Annotated in this window: 19 protein-coding genes; 7 read left to right on the top strand and 12 right to left on the bottom strand. The window is 70.6% G+C overall.

Annotated elements, in window-relative coordinates:
* The first annotated feature begins 76 nt into the window (after window positions 1-76).
* The 3 genes from NUG21_RS14440 to NUG21_RS14430 all read left to right on the top strand — a co-directional run bounded on the left by NUG21_RS14440 (window position 77) and on the right by NUG21_RS14430 (window position 2,473).
* Entirely contained in the window at window positions 77-829 is a 753-nt protein-coding gene (locus tag NUG21_RS14440; protein ID WP_184502614.1) for an S-methyl-5'-thioinosine phosphorylase, read from the top strand.
* A gap of 88 nt (window positions 830-917) precedes the next feature.
* Entirely contained in the window at window positions 918-1,124 is a 207-nt protein-coding gene (locus NUG21_RS14435; RefSeq protein ID WP_003488188.1) for a transcription antiterminator/RNA stability regulator CspE, read from the top strand.
* A 98-nt stretch (window positions 1,125-1,222) separates the two neighbouring features.
* Window positions 1,223-2,473, top strand: a complete 1,251-nt coding sequence (locus NUG21_RS14430) for an FAD-dependent oxidoreductase (protein WP_263391233.1) — start codon at window positions 1,223-1,225, stop codon at window positions 2,471-2,473.
* Between the two features lie 346 nt (window positions 2,474-2,819).
* Here the strand turns inward: NUG21_RS14430 and pdeM are convergent, their stop codons facing one another.
* From pdeM to NUG21_RS14410, 4 genes are read right to left on the bottom strand one after another with little or no spacing between them, the layout of a single operon-like run.
* Entirely contained in the window at window positions 2,820-3,470 is a 651-nt protein-coding gene (gene pdeM / locus NUG21_RS14425) for a ligase-associated DNA damage response endonuclease PdeM (protein ID WP_242082156.1), read from the bottom strand.
* On the bottom strand, window positions 3,460-6,006 hold the full coding sequence (locus NUG21_RS14420; protein WP_263391232.1) for a ligase-associated DNA damage response DEXH box helicase: 2,547 nt from the start codon (window positions 6,004-6,006) through the stop codon (window positions 3,460-3,462). The genes pdeM and NUG21_RS14420 overlap by 11 nt, the downstream gene beginning before the upstream one ends.
* Window positions 6,003-7,595, bottom strand: a complete 1,593-nt coding sequence (locus NUG21_RS14415) for an ATP-dependent DNA ligase (RefSeq protein ID WP_263391231.1) — start codon at window positions 7,593-7,595, stop codon at window positions 6,003-6,005. The genes NUG21_RS14420 and NUG21_RS14415 overlap by 4 nt, the downstream gene beginning before the upstream one ends.
* The gene (locus NUG21_RS14410; RefSeq protein WP_263391230.1) at window positions 7,592-8,596 is read right to left on the bottom strand and encodes a ligase-associated DNA damage response exonuclease; all 1,005 of its coding nucleotides are present in this window, start codon (window positions 8,594-8,596) and stop codon (window positions 7,592-7,594) included. Before NUG21_RS14410 ends, NUG21_RS14415 begins: the two co-directional genes overlap by 4 nt.
* A 111-nt stretch (window positions 8,597-8,707) precedes the next feature.
* Here NUG21_RS14410 and NUG21_RS14405 point away from each other — a divergent pair, with 111 nt between their 5' ends.
* A complete protein-coding gene (locus tag NUG21_RS14405; RefSeq protein ID WP_263391229.1) occupies window positions 8,708-10,348 on the top strand; it encodes an acyl-CoA dehydrogenase family protein in 1,641 nt (546 codons plus the stop codon).
* Between the two features lie 458 nt (window positions 10,349-10,806).
* Here NUG21_RS14405 and NUG21_RS14400 read toward each other — a convergent pair whose 3' ends face one another.
* From NUG21_RS14400 to NUG21_RS14375, 6 genes are all read right to left on the bottom strand, one after another.
* Window positions 10,807-11,169: a hypothetical protein gene (locus tag NUG21_RS14400; RefSeq protein ID WP_010342294.1), complete on the bottom strand. Its 363-nt coding sequence runs from the start codon at window positions 11,167-11,169 to the stop codon at window positions 10,807-10,809.
* Window positions 11,166-11,711, bottom strand: coding sequence for a bactofilin family protein (locus tag NUG21_RS14395; protein ID WP_263391228.1), 546 nt, complete (start codon window positions 11,709-11,711; stop codon window positions 11,166-11,168). The genes NUG21_RS14400 and NUG21_RS14395 overlap by 4 nt, the downstream gene beginning before the upstream one ends.
* Window positions 11,712-11,815: 104 nt before the next feature.
* Window positions 11,816-13,525 carry a sensor domain-containing diguanylate cyclase gene (locus NUG21_RS14390; RefSeq protein WP_263391227.1) on the bottom strand — a complete coding sequence of 570 codons (1,710 nt, stop codon included), beginning with the start codon at window positions 13,523-13,525 and terminating at the stop codon, window positions 11,816-11,818.
* Window positions 13,526-13,656: 131 nt separating this feature from the next.
* Window positions 13,657-14,010 carry an XAC1346 family secretion chaperone gene (locus NUG21_RS14385; RefSeq protein ID WP_263391226.1) on the bottom strand — a complete coding sequence of 118 codons (354 nt, stop codon included), beginning with the start codon at window positions 14,008-14,010 and terminating at the stop codon, window positions 13,657-13,659.
* 576 nt (window positions 14,011-14,586) lie between these two features.
* Complete coding sequence (locus NUG21_RS14380; RefSeq protein ID WP_160948354.1) at window positions 14,587-14,928, bottom strand: hypothetical protein; 342 nt, start codon at window positions 14,926-14,928, stop codon at window positions 14,587-14,589.
* A 122-nt stretch (window positions 14,929-15,050) separates the two neighbouring features.
* A complete protein-coding gene (locus NUG21_RS14375) occupies window positions 15,051-16,226 on the bottom strand; it encodes a thiolase family protein (RefSeq protein ID WP_160948355.1) in 1,176 nt (391 codons plus the stop codon).
* Window positions 16,227-16,436: 210 nt separating this feature from the next.
* Here NUG21_RS14375 and NUG21_RS14370 point away from each other — a divergent pair, with 210 nt between their 5' ends.
* Window positions 16,437-19,256 carry an autotransporter serine protease gene (locus NUG21_RS14370; protein ID WP_263391225.1) on the top strand — a complete coding sequence of 940 codons (2,820 nt, stop codon included), beginning with the start codon at window positions 16,437-16,439 and terminating at the stop codon, window positions 19,254-19,256.
* Between the two features lie 114 nt (window positions 19,257-19,370).
* Here the strand turns inward: NUG21_RS14370 and NUG21_RS14365 are convergent, their stop codons facing one another.
* Together NUG21_RS14365 and NUG21_RS14360 are read right to left on the bottom strand one after the other, a co-directional pair.
* A complete protein-coding gene (locus NUG21_RS14365) occupies window positions 19,371-20,471 on the bottom strand; it encodes a Glu/Leu/Phe/Val dehydrogenase dimerization domain-containing protein (protein ID WP_160948043.1) in 1,101 nt (366 codons plus the stop codon).
* 470 nt (window positions 20,472-20,941) lie between these two features.
* Entirely contained in the window at window positions 20,942-21,247 is a 306-nt protein-coding gene (locus NUG21_RS14360; RefSeq protein ID WP_263391224.1) for a hypothetical protein, read from the bottom strand.
* 218 nt (window positions 21,248-21,465) lie between these two features.
* Between NUG21_RS14360 and NUG21_RS14355 the strand changes: the two genes are divergently transcribed.
* Both NUG21_RS14355 and NUG21_RS14350 read left to right on the top strand, forming a co-directional pair.
* The gene (locus tag NUG21_RS14355) at window positions 21,466-25,038 is read left to right on the top strand and encodes a methylmalonyl-CoA mutase family protein (RefSeq protein ID WP_263391223.1); all 3,573 of its coding nucleotides are present in this window, start codon (window positions 21,466-21,468) and stop codon (window positions 25,036-25,038) included.
* A 153-nt stretch (window positions 25,039-25,191) separates the two neighbouring features.
* The gene (locus NUG21_RS14350; protein ID WP_263391222.1) at window positions 25,192-25,674 is read left to right on the top strand and encodes a nuclear transport factor 2 family protein; all 483 of its coding nucleotides are present in this window, start codon (window positions 25,192-25,194) and stop codon (window positions 25,672-25,674) included.
* The last annotated feature ends 30 nt before the right edge of the window (window positions 25,675-25,704 follow it).

The raw sequence follows: 25,704 nt of genomic DNA, 5'->3' as shown, positions 1-25,704 counted from the left end.
AGCCAGCCTCGCCGCTTCGCTGCCATCCCCCCTGCCGGCGCGTGTCGCCGGCGCAGGTGTTCTTTTTCGTTCGAGGATCCGCATGGACAACATCGCACTGGCCGTCATCGGCGGCACCGGCGTCTACAAGCTCGCGCAGCTCGACGACGTGCAGACCCACGAGGTGCAGACGCGCTACGGCGCGCCCTCCGGCCCGGTGCGGGTCGGCACGCTGCTCGGTCACCGCGTGGCCTTCCTGGCTCGCCATGGCGAAGGCCATTCGCTGCCGCCGCACAAGATCAACTACCGCGCCAACCTTGCTGCGTTGCAGCAGATCGGCGCCACCCGGGTGCTGGCGCTGAACACCGTCGGCGGCATCACCGAACGCTTCGGCCCGCGCGTGCTGGCTTGCCCGGACCAGTTGATCGACTACACCTGGGGGCGCATCTCCACGCTGTGCGAGGAGCCGGGCAGCGAGGTGCTGCACGTGGATTTCGGTCATCCGTACTCGCCGCTGCTGCGCAGCAAGATTCTGGCCGCCGCGCGCGTGACCGGCACCGCCCTGGTCGATGGCGGCTGCTACGCCGCCACCCAGGGGCCGCGCCTGGAGACGATCGCCGAGATCGCCCGGCTGCGCCGCGACGGCTGCGACCTGGTCGGCATGACCGGCATGCCCGAGGCCGGGCTGGCGCGCGAGCTGGGCCTTGACTACGCCTGCCTGGCGATCGTGGCGAACTGGGCGGCCGGCTGCGGCGACGCCGAGGAGATCACCCTGGCCGAGGTGCTGGCCAACGTGGAGGCGGCTTCGGTCGGCCTGCCGGAGTTGGTCGGGGAACTGGCGCGCGGGTGATTGTCTTCGCTGCGCAAGCTTTGCATACTCCGCCGGTGCGGCTGCCGCACAACCACCACCCATTCACTGCAAAAGGTCTCGCATCACCATGCCGAACGGTACCGTCAAGTGGTTCAACGACGCCAAGGGATTTGGTTTTATTTCTCCGGAAGACGGTAGCGCCGATGTGTTCGCGCACTTCTCCGCGATCAACTCCAAGGGCTTCCGCAGCCTGCAGGAAGGACAGCGTGTCAGCTACGACGTGACCCAGGGTCCGAAGGGCGCGCAGGCCTCGAATATCACGCCGGTCGAGTAAGCGCGCGCGTTGACTCGGTTGTGCCTTGAACCCCGCTTCGGCGGGGTTTTTTGTGGGAGACACCGCCGCCGTGGCGGCGTCCGGACGTCGTGAACGCAATGAAGCAAGGACTGCACATCGGCATCGTCGGCTACGGCACGGCGGGGCAGACGCTGGCGCTGCTGCTGGCGCGCGACGGGCACCGCGTGCAGGTGTTCGAGCGCGCGGTGCAGCCCGGACCGGTCGGCGCCGGCTTCCTGCTGCAGCCGACCGGCCTGCAGGTGCTGTGGCGGATCGGCCTGCTCGAGCAGGCTTTGGCCTACGGTGCGCCGGTGCACCGCCTGTATGGCGAGACCCCGTGCGGGCGCGCGGTGATGGACATGCGCTACCGCGACCTGGACGCGCGCCTGTTCGGGCTGGGCCTGCAGCGCGGCGCCTTGTTCGCGCTGCTTGCGCAGGCCTGGGACGGCTACGCCACGTTGCAGCGCGATACGCACATCGTCGCCATCGACGACACGCTGCGCCGGGTACAGGACCAGCACGGCCGCTGGCATGGACCGTTCGACCTGGTGATCGCCTGCGACGGCTCGGCCTCGGTGCTGCGCGCGCAGGTACAGGCGACCCGGCTGGATCGGGTGTATCCCTGGGGCGCGTTGTGGTGCCTGCTGCCGCGCGGCGACTGGGCCTTCGCCGACGAGCTGCGCCAGCGCTACGTGGCCGCGCGCAAGATGATCGGCCTGCTGCCGGTGGGCACGCGCCCCGGCGATGCCGAGCCGCGGGTGAGTTTCTTCTGGAGCCTGCCGACCGCCGACTTCGATGGTTGGCAGGCGCGCGGCATGCAGCCGTGGCTGGAGGAGATCGCGCAGCTGTGGCCGCAGGCGCGCGAACGCCTGGCGCAGATCGATGCGCCGGCGCAACTGGCGCGGGCCAGCTACCGCGACGCGGTGCAGCGGCACTGGTACCGCGGCCGCCTGGTCCTGGCCGGCGATGCCGCGCACGCGATGAGTCCGCAGCTGGGGCAGGGCGTCAACATGGCGCTGATGGACGCCTGGGCGCTGAGCGAGAGCCTGCGCACCGCCGCGGACATCGACGCGGCGCTGGCGCGCTACCAGGCGCAGCGCCAGGCACATGTGGCGGTGTACCAGTTCTGGAGCCGCTGGCTGACCCCGCTGTTCCAGTCAGAGCGCGATCTGGCGGCGCGGCTGCGCGACGTGGGCATGCGCCCGGCCGGGCGCATGCCCGGCGGCCGCGGGCACATGCTGCGCGTGCTCAGCGGTACCCAGCACGGCTGGTTCGGCAAGCTGCCGCTGGCGCCGGAGTTTGTCGCGGCATTGCAGGAGGCGATGGCGCGTCGTGCGTCGCTGCCGTAGGCGGCGAGGTCGCGGGCGCGGTTGGACGCGAGTTTCGGTGCTTCGTCGCGGCGGCGCGTGCAGAGCGCAACGCAGCGAGCGCGGTCCGACGGCGATGGTGCCGTGGTGTCGTAGGAGCGGCTTCAGCCGCGACCGGGCTTTATCGGGAAAGCCCAGTCGCGGCTGAAGCCGCTCCTACGACGGGTGGCAGGGCATCCGCACTCGCGCAATGCATTGCGACTGCACTGTGGGAGGGGCTTCAGCCCCGACGCCTTGTTGGTGGACGCGTCGGGACTGAAGGCCCTCCCACAAGCTGATGCGTCTCTTGTGGTGTCTGCTAACGATCGACCTCGCAACTGCGCCCCACCTATGCCGCCGCCACCGGCAGGGCGAAGGCCGCGCCCTCGACGCAGGCCACCAGGCGCTCGCCCGGTGCCAGCACCGGGGCGACGCCGGCGGTGAAGTGCGAGAACGCCGGCAGCACGGTCATGCCGTCGCGCAGCCAGAACGCCGGCCAGCGGGGGCGCATGCCGGGCAGCTTGGCCAGCGGGTGCAGGTGTCCGCACAACACGTGGCGCTGCGCATCCGTGGCCGGATCATGGCGCAGCACGAACGGGCCGTCCTCCACCTGCGCGCCGAGCAGGGCGATGTCCAGCCCGGCGCCGGCCAGGGCGCGGTCGTGGTTGCCGGCGATCGCCGCTACCCGCAGTTGCGGATGCTGCGCGCGCCACGCATGCCACTGCCGTTGCCAGTCGGCATCGGCTGCGGCGCCGTGCAGCACGTCGCCGAGGATCCACAGTTCCACCGCGTCCTGCGCCTGCAGCAAGGCCGAAAGCCGCGCCAGGTCTAGCGCGGTGCCGCCACGCGGCAGGCCGATGCCGGCACGGCGAAAGACGTCGGCCTTGCCCAGGTGCAGGTCGGCGATCAGCAGCCGCCGCCGCGCCGGCCAGTACAGCGCGCGGTCGCCGAGCAGGCGCATCGGCTCACCGGCCAGCAGCCAGTCCAGTTCAGCGCGCATGGCGTTGCTCCAGTTGCGCCGCCGCGCGCATCACCCGCGCCTTCCAGTCCTCGGTGCTGAGCTGGCCGCGGATGCTTTCGGCCCAGAGCGGGAACGCCAGCGGAGTGAGGCTGCGCGGACTGTGCAGTGCCAGCTCGCGCGCGGCGCAATCGTCCAGGGTCGCGGCGAGCCGGGTCAGTTCCATCTGGCCCTGCAGCACCTCGCGCTCGGCCTGCGCCAGCAGCAGGTGCTCGGGATCGAAGCGGCTCAGCACGTCGTACAGCAGGCCGCTGGAGGCCTGCAACTGGCGCAGGCTGCGCGGCAGGCGCCCGGGCAGGCTGGGCGGCAGCAGGCCGGCGACGCGGGCGATCTCGCGGAACTGGCGCCGCGCCAGTTCGCCCAGGTTGAGGCTCTCGCGCAGATCCTCGAACAACTGCGCCGGACTCAACAGCTCGCGCAGCAGCGCCGCGTCGATCGGCGCGTCCTCCGCCGGCGACAGCACGAAGCCATAGTCGTTGGCGGCGAAGCTGAAGGTATTGCGCTGCCGTCGGCCCCAGCGCAGCGCCAGCAGCGCGGCCAGGCCTTCGTGCACCTGGCGTCCGGCGAACGGATACACGAACAGATGCTGGCCGTCGCGCGCGCGCACGCGCTCGGCCAGCAGCCGCTGCGGCGCCGGCAGATCCGACAGCGCGCGCTGCAAGCCGAGCAGCGGCGCCAGCGCGCGCAGTTCCGCCTCGCCGCGCGGATCGGCGAACACCGCCTCCACCTCGCGGCCCAGTTCCGAGGACAGCGGCATGCGCCCGCCCATCCACTTCGGCACGCTGCCGTCGCCGCCCTTGGCCAGGCGCACGTAGGCGGTCATGTCCTCCAGCCGCACCAGTTCCAGCATGCGCCCGGCGAACTGGAAGCGGTCGCCGCGGCGCAGGCGGCCGACGAACTGCTCCTCCACCGCGCCGAGCCGGCCGCCGCGCAGGAAGCGCACCGCAACGCTGCCGTCGCTGGTGATGGTGCCGATCGACAGGCGATGACGCAGGGCGATGCGGCGGTCGTGCACGCGGTACAGGCCGTCTTCGTCCCGCACCACCTTGCGGTAGTCGGGGTACTGCGCCAGCGCGCGTCCGCCCTGCACCACGAACTCCAGCACCGCCTGCCAGGTCGGCGCATCCAGCGTGGCGAAGGCGGCGGTGCCGCGCACTTCGGCGTACAGCGCCTCGGCCGCGAAGCCGCCGCCCAGCGCGCAGGTGATGCAGTGTTGGGCCAGCACGTCCAGCGACAGCCGTGGCGAGGGCCGCGATTCGATGCGGCCATGGGCGATGGTGCGGCGCGCCGCGGCGTATTCGACCAGTTCCAGCGCGTGCGAGGGCACGCACAGCACGTGGCCGGCCTCGCCGGGGCGATGCTTGGCGCGGCCGGCGCGCTGCAGCAGCCGCGCCACGCCCTTGGGGCTGCCGACCTGCAGCACCTGGTCGACGGCGGGGAAGTCCACGCCCAGGTCCAGGCTCGAGGTCGCCACCACGCAGCGCAGGCTGCCGTCGCGCAGGCCTTGCTCGGCGGCGCTGCGCAGCGCCGGATCCAGCGAGCCGTGGTGCAGCGCCAGCGTGTGTGGCTCTTCCGGCCATACCGAGGTCAGCGCCTGGTGCCACAGCTCCGCCTGCGCGCGGGTGTTGGTGAACAGCAGGCTGGTGCGCACCGCGAAGAGGTTCTCGAGCACCCGCGGCAATTGCGCCAGGCCCAGGTGTCCGGCCCACGGGAAGCGTTCGCCGACCGCCGGCGCCAGCGTCTCCAGGGTCAGCGTGCGCGGCTTGACCCCGGCCACGATCGGCGCCTGCGGCAGGTGCGGCAGCAGCACGTCGCGTGCCTCGTCCAGGTTGCCGAGCGTGGCCGACAGGCCCCAGGTGCGCAGCGCCGGCGCCCAGCCGCGCAGCCGCGCCAGGCACAGTTGCAGCAGCACGCCGCGCTTGTTGCCGAGCAGTTCGTGCCACTCGTCGACGATCACGCAGCGCAGCGTCGCCAGTTGCGGCGCGGTATCCGGATAGGACAGCAGCAGCGCCAGCGATTCGGGGGTGGTTACCAGCACGTCGAGCTTGCCGCTGCGCGCCAGGCGCTTGTCGCGCGCGCTGGCATCGCCGGTGCGCAGGCCGATCTGCCAGTCCAGGCCCAAGGTCTGCGCCGGTTCGCGCAACGCGCGCACGGTGTCGGCGGCGAGCGCGCGCAACGGGGTGATCCACAGCACCTTGAGGTCGCGCTGCGCCTGCCGGCGCGTGCGCGGCGGCGAGGCGGTCTTGGCAGTCGCGCTGGCGCCATTGCCACGGGCGGGCTTCTTTTTGGCGGCGGCCGCCTGCGCCGCGGCCTGCGCACGCAGGCCCTCCAGCAAGGGGCCGCCGAACGCGGCCAGGGTCTTGCCGCTGCCGGTGGGCGTGTGCAGCAGCCCAGAGCCGCCGTCCAGGTAATGTCCCCACACCGCGCGCTGGAACGGCAGCGGCTGCCAGCCCTGCTGCGCGAACCAGGCGTACAGCGGCGCATCGGCCGGGCGCCGCCGCGCCGCCGATCCGCTCATCGCGCCAGCGCCTGCAGCGTGCTCAAGCGGTCGGCCTCGGCGAACGGCTTGTCGTGGCGCCAGCGCAAGATGCGCGGGAAGCGCACGGCGATGCCGGACTTGTGCCGGCTGCTGCGATTCACCGCCTCGAAGCCGAGTTCGAACACGTGATACGGCGTCACCGCGCGCACCGGGCCGAAGCGCTCGGTGGTATGCGCACGGATCCAGCGATCCAGCGCCAGGATCTCGCTGTCGTCCAGGCCCGAGTAGGCCTTGGCCACCGGCACCAGTTGCTCGCCGTCCCACAGGCCGAAGGTGTAGTCGGTGTACAGCGTGCTGCGCCGGCCGTGGCCGGCCTGGGCGTACAGCAGCACCGCGTCGATGGTCAGCGGCGCCACCTTCCATTTCCACCAGTCGCCACGGCGGCGGCCGGACTGGTAAGGCGACCCCGCACGCTTGAGCATCAAGCCTTCCACGCCGCGCGTGCGCGACGCCTCGCGCAGCGTCGCCGCCTGCTCCCACGTTGCCGCCTGCACCTGTGGCGACAGCGTCAGGCGCGGGTCGGCGTGCGCTTCCAGCAAGGCCTGCAGTTGCGCGCGCCGTTGCTGCAGCGGCTGCTCGCGCAGGTCGTGGCCGTCCAGTTCCAGCAGGTCGTAGGCGAGCACGCGCGCCGGCGTGTCGGCCAGGGTCTTGGCGCCGGGCTTGCGGCGCTGGATGCGGGTCTGCAGGGCGGTGAACGGTAGTGGCGCGTCCTCGCCCTCACGCCACGCCAGCAGTTCGCCGTCGATCACCGCATCGCGCGGCAGCGTCGCCGCGGCCGCCTCGATTTCCGGGAAGCGTCCGTCCAGGCGTTCCTCGCCGCGCGACCACAGCGCCACCTCGCCGTCGCGGCGGATCAGTTGCAGGCGGATGCCGTCCCATTTCCATTCCAGCAGCCAGTCGTCGATGGCGCCAAGCGTGTCGGCCTCGGCTTCCAGCGGCGAGGCGAGGAAGAACGGGTAGGGCTGTTGGCGGTCGCTGGGCAGCACCTCGTCGGACAGCAATTGCTCCAGTGCCTGCGGCGTCGGCGACCAGGCGCCGAGCATGCGCTGGGCGATGCGGGCGATGTCGATCCCGGACATCGCCGCCAGCGCCTGCTGCACCAGCCGCTGCGACACGCCGACGCGCAGCGCGCCGGTGAGCAGTTTGTTGAACAGCAGGCGCTCGTCGAAGGCGAGGCTGCGCCAGCCGGCGACCACTGCGGTGCGGCGTGCGGCATCGTCCTGTGCGGCCACCGGCAGCAGGCGCTCCTCGATCCAGTCGCGCAGCGGCGCCGGGTCGGGGGTTTCCGCCGGATCGTCGAGCAGCAGGGTCAGGGTCTCGGCCAGATCGCCGACATGGTCGTAGCTGTCGTCCACCAGCCAGCCGGGCAGGCCGCTTTCCTGCGCGATCCACTCGCGCAGTTCGCGGGTGTTGGCGATGCGCCGCAGTTTGCCGCCGCTGAGCAGCCAGATCGCCCAGGCCGCGTCGGCGGGCGGCGCCTGCTCGAAATACGCCACCAGCGCGGCGCGCTTGTCCAGCGTCGCGGTGCTCTGGTCCAGTTGCCGGTACAGGGCGGCGAAGTGCTTCATTCCTCGCCACCGTAGTCGGTGCGGAATGCTTCGGCGGCGACGCCGCGTTCGTTGAGCGCGCGGATGATCGCGTCGGTGTTGCCGTGCGTCGCAATCACGCGGCGCGCGCCGGTTTCGTCGATGGTGCGCAGCAGGTCGGGCCAGTCGGCATGGTCGGAGACCACGAAGCCGCGGTCGTAGTTGCGCCGGCGGCGGTTGCCGCGCAGCCGCATCCAGCCCGAGGCGAAGCCGAGCTGGGCGTGGCGGAAGCGACGCAGCCACGGGCTGCCGGCGGCCGACGGCGGCGCCAGCACCAACTGCCCGGCGTAGTCGGCGCGCTTGTCCAGTTCGGGCACCGTCAGCGTCTCCAGCATCGCCACGCCGGCCTCGCGATACACCGCCACGCCGGCCGCCACCGCACCGTGCAGCAATGCCGGCTGGTCGTCCCACGGCTGCAGTTCGGCGAGTACGCGCTGCGCCTTGCCCAGGGCGTAGCAGAACAGCACCGCGGCCTCGCCGCGCGCACTGCACTCGCGGCGCCAGGCGACGATCTCGCGCGCCACCTCGCTGGTGTCCGGCCACCGGTACACCGGCAGGGCGAAGGTGGCCTCGGTGATGAAGGTGTCGCAGCGCACCACCTCGAACGGCGCGCAGGTCGGATCGGGCTGGCGCTTGTAGTCGCCCGAGGCGACCCAGACCTCGCCATCCACTTCGATCCGCACCTGCGCCGAGCCGAGCACGTGCCCGGCCGGATGCAGCGAGACCTGGGCCCGGCCGAGCGTGAAGCGGGTGCCGTAGTCGTAGGCGCGATAGGCCTGCTCGCCCAGCCGCCAGCGCAGAATCGGCAGGCCGGCGGCGGCACAGTGGTATTCGCCCATGCCCGAGCGTGCGTGGTCGCCGTGGCCGTGGGTGATGACCGCGCGCGGCACTGGCCGCCAGGGATCGATATGGAAGTCGCCGGCGGGGCAGTACAGCCCTTCCGGGCGCAGCACCACCAGGTCCTGGGAAGCGGCATTCGGCATGGGCGCCACTGTGTCCAAGCCGGTGTGCAGGAGATGAGAATCCGCCACACGGGTTCGCGGCCGCGCGACGGATCGGCCACAATGCGCGCAGCGCTTCTGGGAGGGAGATGCATGCACACGGACCTGCCGGCCTACGCCACGCATACGGTCGACAACCAGCCGCCGCCGTTCGAACCGCGCGATCTGTGGACCGACGACGCGGTGCTGCGCGAGGCCATCGCACGCGAGGGTGCCGACGGCTTCGCCGCGGCGCTGGCGCACTACGGTGCGCTCGCCGGCGAGACGCTGTACCGGCTCGGTTTCGATGCCAACCGCGACCGTCCGCGGTTGCGCACGCACGACCGCTACGGCCATCGCATCGACACGGTCGAGTTCCATCCGGCCTATCACCAGTTGCTGGACGCGGCCAAGCGCCATGGCGTGGCCGGACTGTCCTGGCATACCCCGCAGCCGGGCGCGCATGTGGCGCGCGCTGCGCTGAGCTACCTGCACCACCAGGCCGAGGCCGGCACCAGTTGCCCGCTGACCATGACCCACGCTGCAGTGGCGGTCCTGCGCCAGGATCCGGCCTTGCGCGAGTGGGCCGACAAGGCCGCCGCGCCGCACTACGACCCGCGCGACGTGCCGATCGCCGACAAGACCGGCGTCACCCTGGGCATGGGCATGACCGAGAAGCAGGGTGGCTCGGATGTGCGCAGTAACGCCACCGTCGCCACGCCGCTGGACGGCGCCGGCGCGTACACCCTGGTCGGGCACAAGTGGTTCTTCTCCGCACCGATGTCCGACGGCTTCCTGGTGCTGGCGCAGGCGCCGGGCGGCCTGACCTGCTTCCTGCTGCCGCGGCGCCTGCCCGATGGCCGGCTCAACGCGCTGCGGCTGATGCGGCTGAAGGACAAGCTGGGCGACTGGTCCAACGCGTCCAGCGAAGTGGAGTTCGCCGGTGCCTGGGCGCAGCGCGTCGGCGAGGAAGGGCGCGGCGTTGCGCGGATCATCGGCATGGTGATGCTGACCCGGCTCGACTGCATGCTCGCCGCCGCCGCGCAGATGCGCATGGCATTGGCGCAGGCGCTGCACCACGCCCGGCATCGCATCGCCTTCGGCAGGCGTCTGGTCGAGCAACCACTGATGCGCAACGTGCTGGCCGATCTGGCCCTGGAATCGGAAGCCGCCACCGCGTTCGCGCTGCGGGTGGCGCGCGCGGTGGACGCGGCCGATACCGATGCCGCCGAGGCTGCGTTCGCACGCATCGCCACCGCGCTGGGCAAGTACTGGCTGTGCAAGCGCGCGCCGACCTTCGTCAACGAGGCGCAGGAATGCCTGGGCGGCGCCGGCTACGTCGAGGAGTCGATCCTGCCGCGGCTGTACCGGCAGGCGCCGTTGAATTCGATCTGGGAGGGCAGCGGCAACATCCAGTGCCTGGACGTGCTGCGCGCGCTGGCGCGCGAACCGGCCACCGGCGCCGCGGTGCTGGCGGAACTGCAGACGGCGGCCGGCATCGACCCGGTCTACGACGCAGCGCTGGACGCACTGCGCGCGCCGCTGGCCGGCAACGCCGAGGTGGACGCGTTCAGCGCACGGCACCTGGCCGAACGCATCGCGCTGGTCGTGCAGGCCGCGCTCCTGCTGCGCAGCGCCAGTCCGGCCGCCACCGCGTTCGTGCACAGCCGCCTGGCCGGCGCGCATGGACTGGCGTTCGGCACGCTGCAGCCGGGTGCACCGGTGGAGGAACTGCTGGCGCGCGCCTTGCCGTAGGCGTACGGCTTGGTGGCCCAACGGGCCTCGCCAAGCGGAAAGCAGTTCCTTCTCCCTCCGGGAGAAGGTGCCCCGAAGGGGCGAATGAGGGTACGACAGCCAGCGTAGCCAGGCAGCAAGTGCAGCACCACCGGCGGCACGCAATCGTACCCTCACCCCAACCCCTCTCCCGCTGGGAGAGGGGCTAGGCCGCTGCGACGCAGGGGGGGCAGCATGGTGGCCCATCGCGCTTTCGCCGGGTGGAAAGCAGGCTGGCCGGCATTCCTTCTCCCTCCGGGAGAAGGTGCCCCGAAGGGGCGGATGAGGGTGCGACAGCCAGCGTAGCCAGGCAGCAAGTGCAGCACCACCGGCGGCACCAACCGTACCCTCACCCCAACCCCTCTCCCGGTGGGAGAGGGGCTAGGCTCTTGCGAATCCCGAATCCCGAATCCCGAATCCCGAATCCCACGCCACAGGCGCTAGTGCCGCCCGCGCTTGCCCCCACGCACCGGCGTCGCCTCGACCGACAGCGTGAAGCTGCGCTCCTCGCCGTCGAGCATGGCGCCGACGCCGACCAGTTGGCGCTTGATCTCCTCGCCGCGGCCGTTGCGGATGCTGACCAGCACGGTGTATTCCCAGGCGCTGCCGTCGTCCGGATGGCGGATGCTGCCCTCCACCCGCAGCGGTACCAGCGCCGATGGCGCCGATTGCTGCAGCACCGCCGAATCGAAGCGCAGATGGTGCTTGCACGCCGGGCAGACGCTGGCGCTTTCGAGGATGGTGGCCTTGCAGTGCGGGCAGGTCCGGGTCGCCCCCGGACTGCCGGGACGCGGGCTGCTCATGCGCCGGCGTCGGACTCCGCGGGCTTGCCGCCCTTGCGGGCGTGCTTGTCGTCGTCCCAGCCGAAGTCGGCCTGGCCGCGCATGCGCGAGCCGGCGGCCACGGTCAGCGAGCCGGCCTTGACGTCGCCGATCAGCGCGCCGGAGGCGAGCAGCTCCACCCGCGACGCCGATTCGATATTGCCCTCCAGCTCGCCGGCGATGACCACCTTGTCGGCACGCACGCCGCCGCTGAGCTTGGCGCCGGTCTCGATGGTGAGGTCGCCCTGCACGTTGACGTCGCCCTTGAACTTGCCGGCGATGCGGATGTGGCCGGTGCCCTCGATCTTGCCTTCGATGCTGATGTCGGCGGCGATCAGCGATTCCTTGGCGGCCGGGGCCGGCGCGGGGGCGCGGGCGGCGGGTGCGGCGGCCGCGACCGCGGCGAGCGGTTCGCCTGGGGCGGTATCGCCCGGCGGACGCGGCTCCGGCGGCACTGCGCCGTTGCCGGGAACGGGCGGCAGGCCATCCTTGCGCGCGGGACCCTGGTCTTTCCAGATGGACATGGGCTGTCGTCTCCAGTCGGGGGAAGCGCGACTATCGCCGCTCTACCGCGTCGATTTTGTGACGCTTTCTTCAGAACGGTGGGCCGGCGGTGGCCGCCGCCAGTTCAGCCCATGCCGTCCAGCGTGGAATCGTAGGCCTGCACCTGGTTGCGGCCGCAGCGCTTGGCCCGGTACAGCGCCGCGTCGGCCTTGCGCAGCAGGGTGGTGGCGACCACGCCATCGCGCGGGTAGCTGGCCACGCCGATCGACATGGTCACCGCCGGCAGCGCCTTGCCGTCCACGCTGGCGCTCAGTTGCTGAGCCGCGCTGCGGATCTGTTCGGCGATCGCCTGCGCCTGTTCCGGGCCGGTCTCCGGCAGGATCACCGTGAACTCCTCGCCGCCGTAGCGGCAGGCGATGTCCTCGCCGCGCAGCCGCGTCGACAGCATCTGCCCGACCGCGGCCAGCAGGCTGTCGCCGCCGCCGTGGCCATGCAGGTCGTTGAACTGCTTGAAGTGGTCCACGTCCAGCATCAGCAGCGACAGCGGCATCTGCCGGCGCCCGCAGCGGGCCAGTTCGTGGTTGAGCGATTCTTCCAGGTAGCGGCGATTGAACAGGCCGGTGAGCGGGTCGCGGATCGACTGCAGGCGCAGCGACTCGCGCAGGCGCAGGTTGCTCAAGGCCAGCGACAGCTGCTCGGCGGCCGCCTCGGCGATGGCGATGCGCGGCAGCGGGCCCGCGCTGCGTCCGGCCAGGTACACGAAGCCCAGTTGCGTGCCCTGCGCCGACAGCGGAATGCAGGCGGTGCTGGCGCCGACGGCGGACGGATCCTCGCGCAGGTGCGCGCAGGCCGAGTCATGGCCCTGCGCGTGCACGAAGTGGCTCTTGTCGCGGCGCAAGGCCCAGCAGTCCTGCGGCGCCACCGCCGGCTCGCTGCCGACCGGCGCATCGCCCCAGCTGACGATCGCCTCGGCGCGGTCGCGCGAGGCGCGCAGCAGGTAGACGCTGCCGCCGGTATCGGGCATCAGCGCAGCGAGCAGGCGCGCGGTCACCGTCAGCGCTTCGGCCGGCTCCGCGCAGCTCTGCAACAGGCCGGTGTAGCGGCTGAGCGCGTTGAGATCGGCAGTGGTGCGCTCCAGCTCGCGGATGCCGGCTTCCATTCTCTCGTTGGCGACCGAGGCGGCCTGCTCGGCGTTGCTGCGGTTGCGCAGCTCGCGGAACAGCAATGCGTAGACCACGCCGACGCTGCCCAGGCCGAACGGAATGCCTGCCAGGGCCAGGAGCAGCAGCAGGTCGGCGCTGCGCTGGTTGGACACGTCGCGACGCTGCAGCAACTGCAACTCCACGTCGGTCATCTGCTGCACCTGGTCGCGGAGCGCGCTGGAACTCTGGTACACGTTGGGCGCCATCGCCTGCTGCAACGCCTGCAAGCCGTCGCGCTGGTACACCGCTAGCATCTGCCGCATCTGTGTCAGCCGCGTGTTCATCAGTTGCTCCAGCGCCTGCACGTTGGCGACCTGCACGGGATTGTCGGAGACCAGCTTGCGCAGTTGCGCCAGCTGCCGCGGCACGCGCTCGGCACTGTCGTAATAGAGGGTCAGGTAGGCCTGGTTGTTGGTCAGTTCGTAGCCGCGCAACGAGGACTCGGTCATCAGCAAGGTGGACTGCACCTCGTCGATGTTGCGCAGGACTTCATGGGTGTGGGCGACACGCTCGGCGTCGGAGATGGCGCGTTGCGCGCCGGTGAAGACGCCGAAGCCGATCAGTACGAAAACCGCGGCGGAGAACAGCAGGGCTAGGCGGGTCCTGGCCCGCACACGAAGAAGGATCGGCATCGCAAAAGTCTACTGTGACGGCGCAAACGCCTTGGACCGGCGTCACAAAAAAAGACCTCCCGAACCGCTGCGTCACGCGGTACCCGCCGCGCCGCAGGTGCCGCCCCCGCACAGGCGGGAGCGGCGGTGACTCAATGGCGCTCTCGCTCGCCGTTGTGCGGATCTTCGTTGGCGTTCTCGCGGGCCTTGTCGGCGACTTTCTGCGCCGCATTCGCGGTGGCTTCGCTGGCGTCGGCCGCCATTTCCTTGGCTGCGGCCGAGGCGTCCTGCACGGCCTCGGAGTTGGCGGCACGGTGCGCGGCGTCGCGGGCATCGGCGGCCACCTCGCGACCGGTCTGCGCGACCTGGCCCGCGGCTTCCTTGGCGGCCTCGCCGGTCTGCTCGGCGGCGACCTTGGCGTCGCGCTGCGCCTGCTGCGATTCCGGGCCCTGGCAGCCGGCCAGTGCGAGGGCGCCCAGCAGGGCCACGATCGGGGTCTTGTTCATGCGGCTTCTCCGTCCACGGGTGGGTGACGCGGCGCAGCCTAGGCGGGCGCGCATGCAGCCTGCGTCAAGGCGGGGCGGTGGCGCGGGTCAGTGTTCAGGAAGGCCGACACACTGGAGGGAATGCCGGTGGCGGAAGCCTGGCACCGCGGCGCGCAGGTCTGCGAGCGGGCGTCCGTCATGCGCGGGAGCGGATCGTTGCGCTCGGCGTCGGCCTTTGCGTGGCACGCGTGGGACGGATGCGCATCCGGGCGCCTTGCGCGCCCCTGGTGTCGTGCAGAGCGCAATGGTTGTCCCTGCGGCGTTTTTCCTGGCGTGCGCGAAGGACTGCCTGCGGCGAGCGTGGTGGCGCGGTGATGGCCTGGCGTCATGCGGGTGGCGCGCTCGCGACGCGACGACGGGCGATTGCCGTCTCGCCGTGGAGAGGTATGCATTTTCGCTACCTACGCCACCCACCGCAAAGGCGATGCGCCGGCACGATGGCGGCGGCCGTGGCGGCGCTGTTCGGCAAACGCCAGGCAAAGAAAAAGCCGCTGGCGGACCAGCGGCTCTTTCAGGACTGCAAAAAGCAAGAAGTGATTACTTCTTGGCTTCCTGAGCAGCGTCCTTCGCCTTGTCGGCGGTGTCTTCCGCAGCCTTGGCGGTGTCGGCAGCCTTGTCGGCAGCGGCGTCGGTCGGGGCAGCGCCGGCAGCGGCCGAAGCGTCGGCAGCGGTGTTGGCGGCGGTCGCAGCGGTGTCGGCAGCGGCCTGAGCGGCGTCGGCGGTCGGGGCGCCGGCGGCAGCCGACTGGTCGGCAGCAGCCTGGGCGTCGGTGGCGGCTTCGTTAGCCGACTGCGCGGCGTCCTGGGCCTGCTCCTGCTTCGAGCACGCGGCCAGGGCCAGGCCCAGGGCCATTGCGATCAGCAGCTTGTTGATGCTCATTGTGTCTATCCTCGTCGTTTAGTTAGGCAACGCGCGAATGCGCGCCCTCAACATGATGACAAGCCAAAGTCGGCTGTCAAGCGCACGCGCATTCATTTTTGTGTTTCAGGGGTTAATTTCAATCAAATCAATTCGATGGCGACCGCTGTCGCTTCGCCGCCACCGATGCACAGGGTCGCGATTCCGCGGCGGCCGCCACGGCTGCGCAACGCATTTAGCAATGTCACCAGCAGGCGCGCACCGGAGGCGCCGATCGGATGGCCGAGCGCGCAGGCACCGCCATGGACGTTGACCTTGGCGTGGTCCAGGCCCAGTTCCTTGATCGGCACCATCGCCACCACGGCGAAGGCTTCGTTGATCTCGAACAGGTCGACCTGGTCCAGGCTCCAGCCGACCTGGTCCAGCAGCTTGCGGATCGCGCCGACCGGTGCGGTGGTGAACCATTCCGGGGCCTGCGAGAAGGTGGTGTGGCCGACGATCCGCGCCAGCGGCGCGACGCCGCGGCGTGCGGCCTCGTCGGCCTCCAGCAGCACCAGCGCGGCGGCGCCGTCGGAAATGCTCGAGGAACTGGCCGCGGTGACCGTACCGTCCTTCTTGAACGCCGGCTTCAGCGCCGGGATCTTGGTCACGTCGGACTTGCCCGGCTGCTCGTCGCTGTCGACCTGCACTTCGCCCTTGCGGGTGGCGACGGCGACCGGAACGATTTCCGCCGCGAAGGCGCCATCGCGCTGCGCGGCCTGCGCACGGTTCACTGATTCGATCGCGAACGCGTCCTGGTCCTGGCGGCTGAAGCCGAACTTCTCCGCGGTGGCCTCGCCGAACACGCCCATCGCCTGGCCGTCGTCGGGATTGGTCAGGCCGTCCCAGGCCATGTGATCGACCGCCTGGAAGTTGCCGTAGCGGTTGCCGGTGCGCGAGTTCGGCAGCATGTGCGGCGCGTTGCTCATCGACTCCATGCCGCCGGCGACCACGATGCTGGCCGAGCCGGCCTTGATCAGGTCGTGGCCCAGCATCACCGCCTTCATGCCCGAGCCGCAGACCTTGTTGATGGTGGTGGCGCCGGTGGCGTCCGGCACGCCCGCCGCGCGCGCGGCCTGGCGCGCCGGGGCCTGGCCGAGGTTGGCCGGCAGCACGCAGCCCATGATGACCTCGGAGACGTCGGCGGCGGGGATGCCGGACTGCTCCAGCGCGGCGCGGATGGCCGCGGCGCCCAGCGTCGGCGTGGGCACGCCGTTGAACTGGCCCAGGAACGCGCCGATGGCGGTGCGCTTGGCCGCGGCGATGACGATCTCGGTCATGGCAAACCCTTACGAAAGAGGTGCGCCGATTATCGGCCGCGGCGCGGGTTCTGCCAATCGCAGGTCGCGTGAGCGGCCGCCCCGCACACGGGGTTTCGGTGTAGATTGGCGTGGGTTTTATCGCCATCGCCGTCGCCGACGGCCGATGAATGGGAACGGCACCGGACGGTGCGGCAGATCAAGGTAGAGGGGAAGCACATGCGGGCATTGATGGCACGGTCGCTGCTGGCGGCCGCGGTAGCGGTTGCGCTGGCCTCGTGCGGTGGCGGCGGTGGCGGTGGCGGCAATCTGGTCCATGGCAGTCCGCCGCCGACCTCGCCGCCTCCGCCCCCACCGCCGCCGCCGCCTCCGCCGCCGCCGACCTCGCCGCCTCCAACCTCGCCACCGCAGCCGGCGTTCGACGCGCACCTGACCCTGACCAATACGCTGGCCGCGCACGATGCCGGCTACGACGGCAGCGGTTTCCGCATCGGCGTGGTCGACACCGGCGTCAACCGCAATCATCCGGCGTTGGCCGGGCGGGTGGTGTCGAACCTGATCTACGTCGACCCGAGCCAGAACAACACCAAGGTCGACGACGTCGACGGCCACGGCACCACCGTGGCGCAGCTGGCGGCGGGCAAGTCGGTCGGGCAGTGGCCGGGCGGCATCGCGCCCGGCGCGCAGATCGTGTCCGCGCGCATCATTTCCGATACCCCGCCCAAGGACGACGGCAGCGGCAGCGGCAACCAAGTCAGCGGCGGGCTGGGCCTGACCCAGGTGCACCAGGACCTGATCAATGCCGGGGTCAAGGTGATGAACAACTCCTGGGGCGGCATCTACTGGACCGACCTGAACTCGACCAACGCCATCGCCGACGAGTACCGCCCGTTCGTGCTCGGCTACGGCGGCCTGGTGGTATTCGCGGCCGGCAACGAATCCAAGTCCACGCCCTCGGACATCGCCTCGTTGCCCAGCAAGGCCGGCCCCAATGGCACGCTGCCGGCGGCGGACCTGGAGCGCGGCTGGCTGGTAGTGGCGGCGACGGATTCGAGCACCGGCACGCAACTGGCGTCGTATTCCAACGCCTGCGGCGCGGCGATGCGCTACTGCCTGGTCGCGCCCGGCACCGAGGTGTTCGTCGATCCCAAGGCGACCACCTCCACCAGCAACCCCGACTACTACTACGGCAGCGGCACCTCGTACGCGGCGCCGCTGGTGTCCGGTGCGGCGGCGCTGGTCTGGCAGGCCTTCCCGTATTTCAACAACGACCTGGTCCGGCAGACCCTGCTCGGCACCGCCACCGATCTGGGCACGCCAGGCGTGGATGCGACGTTCGGCTACGGTCTGCTTAACGTCGGCAAGGCGGTGCAGGGACCGGGGCGCTTCGACTGGGGCGATGTCACGGTGGCCTTCACCGGCAGTTCGACCTGGGCCAACGACATCGCCGGCAGCGGCGGCCTGATCAAGCAGGGCAGCGGCACGCTGACCCTGAGCGGCACCCAGAACAGCTACAGCGGCGACACCCAGGTGCAGGGCGGCACGCTCAGTGCGGCCAGCCTCGGCAGTTCCAACGTGGCGATCAGCAATGGCGCCACCTTCGTCGGCACCGGCGCGCTCGGCGGCAGCGTCGCCAATGCCGGTACCTTCCAGGTCGGCGCGGCCACGCTGAGCCTGAGCGGCAACTACGTGCAGAGCAGCAATGGCCGCCTGGCCCTGCTGGTCGGCGACAAGCTCTCGGTCGGCGGCAGCGCCACCCTGCAGGGCGGCTCGCTGTATGTGCTGGGCAAGCGCGACTACGTGGTCAACAACACCGCGTACAAGGTGCTGGAGGCCAATGGCGGGCTCACCGGCACGTTCGCTTCGGTGACCACGCCGTCGAACGTGTTCCTGACCTCGTCGCTGTCCTACGACGCCACCAGCGCCTCGATCACCGTGCAGTCGCTGAGCGTCACCGCCGCCGCGGCCAGCTTCGGCAACATCACCGCGGCCACCCTGGCGTCGGCGACGCGCGTGGACGCGGCGTTCGCGCAGCTCAATACGCAGCTGAGCCAGGCCCCGGCCACGGTCGACGGCGCCCTGCTCAAGGCGGCCGGCGCGGTGCAGCAGTCGCCGAGCGTGGCGGCGGCGTCGGCGACGCTGCGCAGCCTGTCCGGCGAGGCGCATGCCGCGGCCACCGCGATGACCTTCGACACCATGGACCTGCAGCGGCGCGCGCTGTCCAGCCGCTTCGACACGCTGGTCGACCAGCCGCGCGCGGTCGGCGCCTGGAGCCAGCGCCTGGGCGAGACCGGGCAGGGCAGCTTCGCCGGCAGCCAGTTCCAGCTCGATGGCTGGCTGATGGGCCAGGACCTGCGCCTGGGCGACCACGCCGTGGCCGGCTTCGCCTTCGGCGAGAGTCGCGCCAGCGACGCCGGCAGCCTGGACCGCAGCCGCAACCGGCAGGTGCAGGGCCAGGCCTATCTCGGTGCGGTAGCCGGCAACGCCTACGCGCTGGCGCAACTGGGCAGCGGCCAGTACCAGCGCCAGCTCGACCGCAGCCTGCTGCTCGGCGACACCGTCGCCGATGCCTCCAGCCGCTACGCCGGTCGCTTCCTGTCCTCCAGCGTCGAGGTCGGCTACCGGTTCGGGCGCGGCCCGGCATGGCTGACCCCGTATGCGGGCGCCGACTACAGCCGCATCGACAGCGATGGCTTCCGCGAACAGGGCGGCGACGGCTTCGGGCTGATGGCCGGTGCCGCCAGTTCCTCGCGCAGCCAGGCGCTGGCCGGCCTGCGTGGCGGATTCGGCGGGCGCGGCTGGTCGCTGCAGGGCTATGCCGAGTGGCAGCAGACGCTGGCCGCGCAGGGGCTGGACCGGCAGGCCAGCTTCGTTGGCGTGAACGCCTGGGCGCCGCTGGTGGATTTGCAGCCGGCGCGTTCGGGCGGCCTGTTCGGCGCCAGCCTGCAAACCCGCTGGAACGGCGCGCTGCTGGGGTTGGGCTACGACCAGCGGTTCGGTCCGCGCGGCGACGACCGTGCGGTGTCGCTGCGCTATCGCCTGGGCTTCTGAGTCCCGGTCACCGGTCCGGCGCGTGTTGCGCCGGACCAGGGGCGCTCAGGCAGGGCCAGCTGTTCCGGCCCTGTGCTCTGCGACCCCTCCGCCTGCGGCGCAGGCGACGCCGCGTCACTCGCCGCGCAGATGGCCCATCGAGCGCGGCGCGGTGCGGCCCAGCGGCAGCTTGAGCTTGCCGATCGCCTGCATGCGCGCCTCGGCGATGCGGTCGGCGGCTTGTTGCGGCGGAAGGTTCTCGCGCTCGGACAGGTCGAAGATCTTGCCGAGGTTGTGGTACATGCTGCGGATCAGCCGCATCGCGCGCTCGCGGTTGTAGCCGTCAATTTCCAGCGACACGTTCATCACGCCGCCGGCGTTGACCGCGTAGTCCGGCGCGTAGAGGATGCCGCGGCGGTGCAGTTCCTCGCCGACCGCCGGATTGGCCAACTGGTTGTTGGCGGTGCCGCAGACGATCTTGACCTTGAGCCGCGGCAGCTTGGCCTCGTCGAGCGCGCTTTCCAGGGCGCACGGCGCCAGCACGTCGGCGGCGACGTCGTAGATGTCGTCCGGGTCCACCGCCTCGGCGCCGTACTCGGCCACCGCGCGCGCGACCAGCGCCGGGTCCAGATCGGTTACGTACAGCTTGGCGCCGCGCTCCTTGAGCAGCTTCACCAGTTCCATGCCGATGTGGCCCAGGCCCTGCACGGCGATGCTGGTCTTGCCGATCTCCTCGTGGCCGAACTTGCGTTGCAACGAGGCCATCAGCGCCTGCAGCGCGCCGTAGGCGGTGAACGGGGCCGGGTCGCCGGAGCCGCCATGCACCTGGTGCACGCCGGTGACGTACTCGGTCTCCAGGTAGATCTGCTCCATGTCGTTGACGTCGGTGCCGACGTCCTCGGCGGTGATGTAGCGCCCGCCCAGCGAATCGACATAGCGGCCGAAAGCGCGGAACAGCGCTTCGGACTTGTCGCTCTTCGGGTCGCCGATGATCACCGCCTTGCCGCCGCCGATGTTGAGCCCGGCCAGCGCGTTCTTGTAGGTCATGGTGCGGCTGAGCCGCAGCGCGTCCTGTAGCGCCGACTCGGTGTTGGCGTAGGGGCGCATGCGCACGCCGCCCAGCGCAGGGCCGAGCACCGTGTTGTGGATGGCGATGATCGCCTGCAGTCCCACGTCGCGGTTGTGGCAGAAGACGACCTGTTCGTGGCCGGTGTTGGCTAGCGTTTCGAAAAGCATGGGGGCTCCGCTGGCGTTGCAGGTGTCGGACACCATGGTCCAGGAACATGCCTGGTGGGTGGCGCAAAACAAAAACGCGACGGTTCCGGAACAGGCCCTGAGCGTCGCGATGGCGGCATTTTAAAGCAATTGCCTGCCGCCCGCGCGCTGGCGCCGCGGCCCGCGGCATGGGCATCTCGCCACTGCGTGCGACGCTATGGGCAAACAGCGGCCGTTCGCCGGACCGCTTGCGTAGGCTTTGAGCGGGGCGGACTGGGGCGGGAATGGTGCCTGGCACAGGGGCCACGGCGCGGTGGCGTCCGGGTCCGCCCTGGGGAAGCGTGACCGTGCAGGGTGGGGTGAAGCCGGGGCGAGCGCTGGCGCCGTGGGCGGCAGCGCTGGACGACGCATGGCCGCGGCCCTGCATGCCGCGGCGCGGTCCGCGATCGCCGCCGGCACGACGATCGCGCGTCTTCTGTGGGACGGATGGACTAGCGGCGGACCCAATAGCCGGCGCGGAAGCGATAGGCAGGGCCGTGGTGCTCCCACCGTGGGCCGACGTAGACGTAGCCCGGCCGTTCCACCACGTAGCGGCCGGCGACCCAGACGTGGTGGTAGCCGTTCCACTGCCAGTAGCCGGGCATCCACACGTAGCCGGGTCGCACCACCACCCGTTCCACGCGCGGCGGCGGCGGCGCGGTGCGGACCGACAGTTCCACCACGTCGCGCGCCTGCGCGGGCACGGTGGCGATGCCGCCGGCGAGGAGGGTGGCCAGCAACAAGGGACGAGCGAACATGCGAGGTCTCCGAAGGCATCGGCGGGAGCGCCGACGCGGGAGGAAACGCCGCGATCGGCGCGGATGTTGACGCACTGTCTGGGGCGTATTCATGCAGCGGATAGGCAGGCGCGCCGGCGCCATGCGGGGCGCCGCCCAAGCGTGCATGCTGCAGCGCAACCTGCCCGTGTCGCGCTGCGCGCCTAGAATCGCGGCATTCTCTTTTCGATGTCCGCACGATGAGCCTTCCCGCGTCCCGCGTTCCGTTGCCGCAGACGGACGCCAGTCCCCTGCGTTTCGTCACCGCCGCCAGCCTGTTCGACGGCCACGATGCGGCGATCAACATCATGCGCCGCCTGATCCAGGCGCAGGGCGCCGAGGTGATCCACCTCGGCCACAACCGCAGCGTCGAGGACGTGGTGCGCGCGGCGCTGCAGGAGGATGCCGATGCCATCGCGCTGTCTTCCTACCAGGGCGGGCACGTGGAGTACTTCAAGTACATGGTGGACATGCTGCGCGAGCGCGGCGCCGGCCATGTGCGGGTGTTCGGCGGCGGTGGCGGCACCATCACCCCCGAGGAGATCGCCGAGCTGCAGGCCTACGGCGTCGAGCGCATCTACCACCCCAACGACGGCATGAAGATGGGCCTGGTGGAGATGATCGAGGACGTGGTGGCGCGGGCCGGGCAAGGGCGCGCGGCCGCGGCGGATGCGCGCGGCGCGAGCGCGGCCGGCTCCCCGCTGCCGGACATCGACGACGAGATCGGGATCGGTCGGACGCTGTCGGCGATCGAGGATGGGACATTCTCGGAGGCCGAGCTGGCGTTGCTGCGCAAGCAGTGGCAGTCCGGCGCGGTGACCGCGGCCGAGCCGCGCAGCCGACGCACCGCGCCGGTGCTGGGCCTCACCGGCACCGGTGGCGCCGGCAAGTCCTCGGTGACCGACGAACTGCTCAATCGGTTCCTGGCCAGCTTCCCGCAGATGCGCATCGCGGTGGTGTCGGTGGACCCCAGCCGGCGCCGCACCGGCGGCGCGCTGCTCGGCGACCGCATCCGCATGAACGCGCTGCGCAGTCCGCGCGTGTACATGCGCTCGATGGCCACGCGGCGCCAGCACGCCGCCACCAACCGGGTGCTGAAGGACTGCATCGCGCTGTTGAAGGGCATCGGCTACGACTTGGTGATCGTGGAGACCGCCGGCATCGGCCAGAGCGATTCGGAGATCGTCGATCTGGTCGATTTCCCGGTGTACGTGATGACCAGCGACTACGGCGCGCCGAGCCAGCTGGAGAAGATCGACATGCTCGACTTCGCCGAGCTGGTGGTGCTGAACAAGTACGACCGGCGCGGCGCCGAGGACGCGCTGCGCGACGTGCGCAAGCAGTGGCGGCGCAACCGCGCGGCGTTCCAGCTGGAGGACGAGGCGGTGCCGGTGTATCCGACCATCGCCAGTCAATTCAACGATCCGGGCGTGAGCTGGATGTTCGTCAATCTGTGCCGCCTGCTGCGCGAGAAGCTGGCGACGCAGGTGGAGGCCGCGGCAGGCGCGCCGGGCATGCCGGTGCACTGCGACTTCCATCCGCAACTCGACACCACGCTGAAGGAGCCGCGCGCCACCGTGCTGATTCCCGGGGCGCGCGTGCGCTACCTGGCCGAGATCGCCGAGCAGGGAAGGGCGCTCAATGCCGGCGTGCTGCGCCAGGCCGAAGCGGCCGACCGTGCGCAGGCGTTCTGGCAGGCACTGCACGCACTGCAGGATCCGCAGCTGCCGGCGCAACTGGAACTGTATGCGGCGCACGACCTGCTGCCGGCGCCGCGCACGTCCGCCGAGGCGCCCGATGCCGCCGTGGACGCCAGCCTGCTGTTGCTGCGCCAGCGCTACAACGACGCCTTGCAGTCGCTGTCCAGCGAATCGCTGAAGCTGCTGCGTGAGTGGCCGCAACGGCTGAAGTCGATCACCGATCCGGTCACCGAATACGCCGTACGAGGCAAGTCGATCCGGGTGGAGAACTACCGGCAGTCGCTGAGCCACCAGTCCATTCCGAAGATCGCCGCGCCGCGCTACAAGAGCTGGGGCGAACTGCTGACCTTCCTCGGCAAGGAGAACCTGCCCGGCAGCTATCCGTACACCGGCGGCGTGTATCCGTACCGGCGCACCGGCGAGGATCCGATCCGCATGTTCGCCGGCGAGGGCACGCCCGAGCGCACCAACCGGCGCTTCCACTACCTGAGCGTCGGCCAGCCGGCCGCGCGCCTGTCCACCGCTTTCGACAGCGTCACCCTGTACGGCGAGGACCCGGCGCCGCGCCCGGACATCTACGGCAAGATCGGCAACTCCGGGGTCAACATCCCGACGCTGGACGACATGAAGAAGCTGTATTCCGGCTTCGACCTGTGCGCGCCGACCACCAGCGTGTCGATGACCATCAACGGCCCGGCGCCGATGATTCTGGCGATGTTCATGAACACCGCCATCGACCAGCAGGTGGAGAAGTACCTCAAGGCCGACGCGCAGCGCTGGGCGCAGGCCGAGCAGACCCTGGCGCGGCTGTTCGACGGCCGCGCGCGCCCGCGCTATCACGGCGAGTTGCCGCCGGGCAACGACGGCCTCGGCCTGGCCCTGCTCGGGGTCAGCGGCGACCAGTTGGTGGACGCGGCGACCTACGCGCAGATCAAGGCGCAGACCCTGTCCAGCGTGCGCGGCACGGTGCAGGCCGACATCCTCAAGGAGGACCAGGCGCAGAACACCTGCATCTTCAGCACCGAGTTCGCGCTGCGCATGATGGGCGACATCCAGCAGTATTTCGTCGAGCAGAAGGTACGCAATTTCTACTCGGTGTCGATCTCCGGCTACCACATCGCCGAGGCCGGGGCGAACCCGATCAGCCAGCTCGCCTTCACTCTCAGCAACGGCTTCACCATCGTCGAGTATTACCTGGCGCGCGGCATGCACATCGACGATTTCGCGCCGAACCTGAGCTTCTTCTTCAGCAACGGCATGGACCCCGAGTACACGGTGATCGGCCGGGTGGCGCGGCGGATCTGGGCACGCGCGATGCGCGAGCGCTACGGCGGCAACGAGCGCAGCCAGATGATGAAGTACCACATCCAGACCTCGGGCCGTTCGCTGCATGCGCAGGAAATCCAGTTCAACGACATCCGCACCACGCTGCAGGCGCTGTACGCGTTGTTCGACAACTGCAACAGCCTGCACACCAACGCCTACGACGAGGCGATCACCACGCCGACCGAGGAGAGCGTGCGCCGTGCGGTGGCGATCCAGATGATCATCAACAAGGAGCTGGGGCTGAACTTCTGCGAGAACCCCTGGCAGGGCAGCTTCATCGTCGAACAGCTCACCGACCTGGTCGAGGAGGCGGTGTACAAGGAGTTCGAGGCGATCAGTGAGCGCGGCGGCGTGCTCGGTGCCATGGACACCATGTACCAGCGCGGCAAGATCCAGGAAGAGAGCCTGTATTACGAACACAAGAAGCACGACGGCAGCCTGCCGCTGGTCGGGGTCAATACCTTCCTGCCCAAGGAGCACGCCGGCGAGACCGCGACCGAGATCGAGCTGATCCGCTCCACCGAGCAGGAAAAGGACCAGCAGATCGGCAACGTGCAGGACTGGCAGCGGCGCCGCAATGCGCTGGCGCTGGCCGCCGACGGCGCCGGCCTTGGCGCGCTGCAGCGCACCGCACGCGAGCGCCGCAACGTGTTCGCGGCACTGATGGAAGCGGTCAAGACCCATAGCCTGGGCCAGATCAGCCACGCGCTGTACGAGGTGGGTGGCGAGTATCGGCGCAACATGTAGGCGCGGTCGGGCGTCGGCGCTGACGCCGTCGACACCGCGGCGGCGAGTGTGCCTGCGCGGGTGTCGCGGCAAGGCACCTGCGTGCGTCGCAAGCTTGCGGCCGCTGCCCAAGGGAGCGCATGTTCTTCGCATCGACGAGCGTAGAGGTGGCCGATGAAAGCCTGGGCAGCGGTGGCGTTGATGGCGTGCGCGGCGGCGACCCGGGCGGCGGAACCGGCCGGGGACGGTGCTGCCGGGCCGCTGTTCGACACCGTCGCGGCGCTGGACCAGCGCCTGTTCGACGCCTACAACCGCTGCGACCTGGCGGCGTTCGAGTCGCTGTTCGTGCCGGACGTGGAGTTCTACCACGACACCGGTGGTGTTACCTGGGACCGCGCGAGCGTCGTCGACAGCACGCGCAAATGGATCTGCGGCAAGGTCCGTCGTGCGTTGGTGCCCGGCACGCTGCGGGTCTACCCGGTCAAGGACTTCGGGGCGATCGAGGAGGGGGAGCACCGCTTCTGCGACCTGGCCAGTGGCCGTTGCGAGGGCATCGCCAAGTTCGTGATGGTGTGGCGCCAGGACCCGGACGGGTGGAAGCTCACGCGCGTGCTCAGCTACGGCCACCGCGCGGCCCCCGAGCCGGCGCCGCACTGAGCGTGCGCGCGGCGGTCGCCGCCGGGAAGC

This window comes from Xanthomonas sp. CFBP 8445, from assembly GCF_025666235.1.
GTDB classification, from domain to species: Bacteria; Pseudomonadota; Gammaproteobacteria; order Xanthomonadales; family Xanthomonadaceae; genus Xanthomonas_A; species Xanthomonas_A indica.
The sequence above is the reverse complement of the archived record's forward strand: the minus strand, read 5'-3'. Positions and strand labels throughout refer to the sequence as shown.

Coding starts and splice junctions, on each gene's coding strand:
- NUG21_RS14415 (WP_263391231.1), bottom strand. CDS start 7,595: ATGAAGCACTTCGCCGCCCTGTACCGGCAACTGGACCAGAGCACCGCG.
- NUG21_RS14395 (WP_263391228.1), bottom strand. CDS start 11,711: ATGTCCATCTGGAAAGACCAGGGTCCCGCGCGCAAGGATGGCCTGCCG.
- NUG21_RS14380 (WP_160948354.1), bottom strand. CDS start 14,928: ATGAGCATCAACAAGCTGCTGATCGCAATGGCCCTGGGCCTGGCCCTG.
- NUG21_RS14420 (WP_263391232.1), bottom strand. CDS start 6,006: ATGAGCGGATCGGCGGCGCGGCGGCGCCCGGCCGATGCGCCGCTGTAC.
- NUG21_RS14360 (WP_263391224.1), bottom strand. CDS start 21,247: ATGTTCGCTCGTCCCTTGTTGCTGGCCACCCTCCTCGCCGGCGGCATC.
- NUG21_RS14350 (WP_263391222.1), top strand. CDS start 25,192: ATGAAAGCCTGGGCAGCGGTGGCGTTGATGGCGTGCGCGGCGGCGACC.
- NUG21_RS14365 (WP_160948043.1), bottom strand. CDS start 20,471: ATGCTTTTCGAAACGCTAGCCAACACCGGCCACGAACAGGTCGTCTTC.
- NUG21_RS14385 (WP_263391226.1), bottom strand. CDS start 14,010: ATGAACAAGACCCCGATCGTGGCCCTGCTGGGCGCCCTCGCACTGGCC.
- NUG21_RS14435 (WP_003488188.1), top strand. CDS start 918: ATGCCGAACGGTACCGTCAAGTGGTTCAACGACGCCAAGGGATTTGGT.
- NUG21_RS14405 (WP_263391229.1), top strand. CDS start 8,708: ATGCACACGGACCTGCCGGCCTACGCCACGCATACGGTCGACAACCAG.
- NUG21_RS14375 (WP_160948355.1), bottom strand. CDS start 16,226: ATGACCGAGATCGTCATCGCCGCGGCCAAGCGCACCGCCATCGGCGCG.
- NUG21_RS14355 (WP_263391223.1), top strand. CDS start 21,466: ATGAGCCTTCCCGCGTCCCGCGTTCCGTTGCCGCAGACGGACGCCAGT.
- NUG21_RS14410 (WP_263391230.1), bottom strand. CDS start 8,596: ATGCCGAATGCCGCTTCCCAGGACCTGGTGGTGCTGCGCCCGGAAGGG.
- NUG21_RS14370 (WP_263391225.1), top strand. CDS start 16,437: ATGGCACGGTCGCTGCTGGCGGCCGCGGTAGCGGTTGCGCTGGCCTCG.
- NUG21_RS14400 (WP_010342294.1), bottom strand. CDS start 11,169: ATGAGCAGCCCGCGTCCCGGCAGTCCGGGGGCGACCCGGACCTGCCCG.
- NUG21_RS14430 (WP_263391233.1), top strand. CDS start 1,223: ATGAAGCAAGGACTGCACATCGGCATCGTCGGCTACGGCACGGCGGGG.
- NUG21_RS14390 (WP_263391227.1), bottom strand. CDS start 13,525: ATGCCGATCCTTCTTCGTGTGCGGGCCAGGACCCGCCTAGCCCTGCTG.
- pdeM (WP_242082156.1), bottom strand. CDS start 3,470: ATGCGCGCTGAACTGGACTGGCTGCTGGCCGGTGAGCCGATGCGCCTG.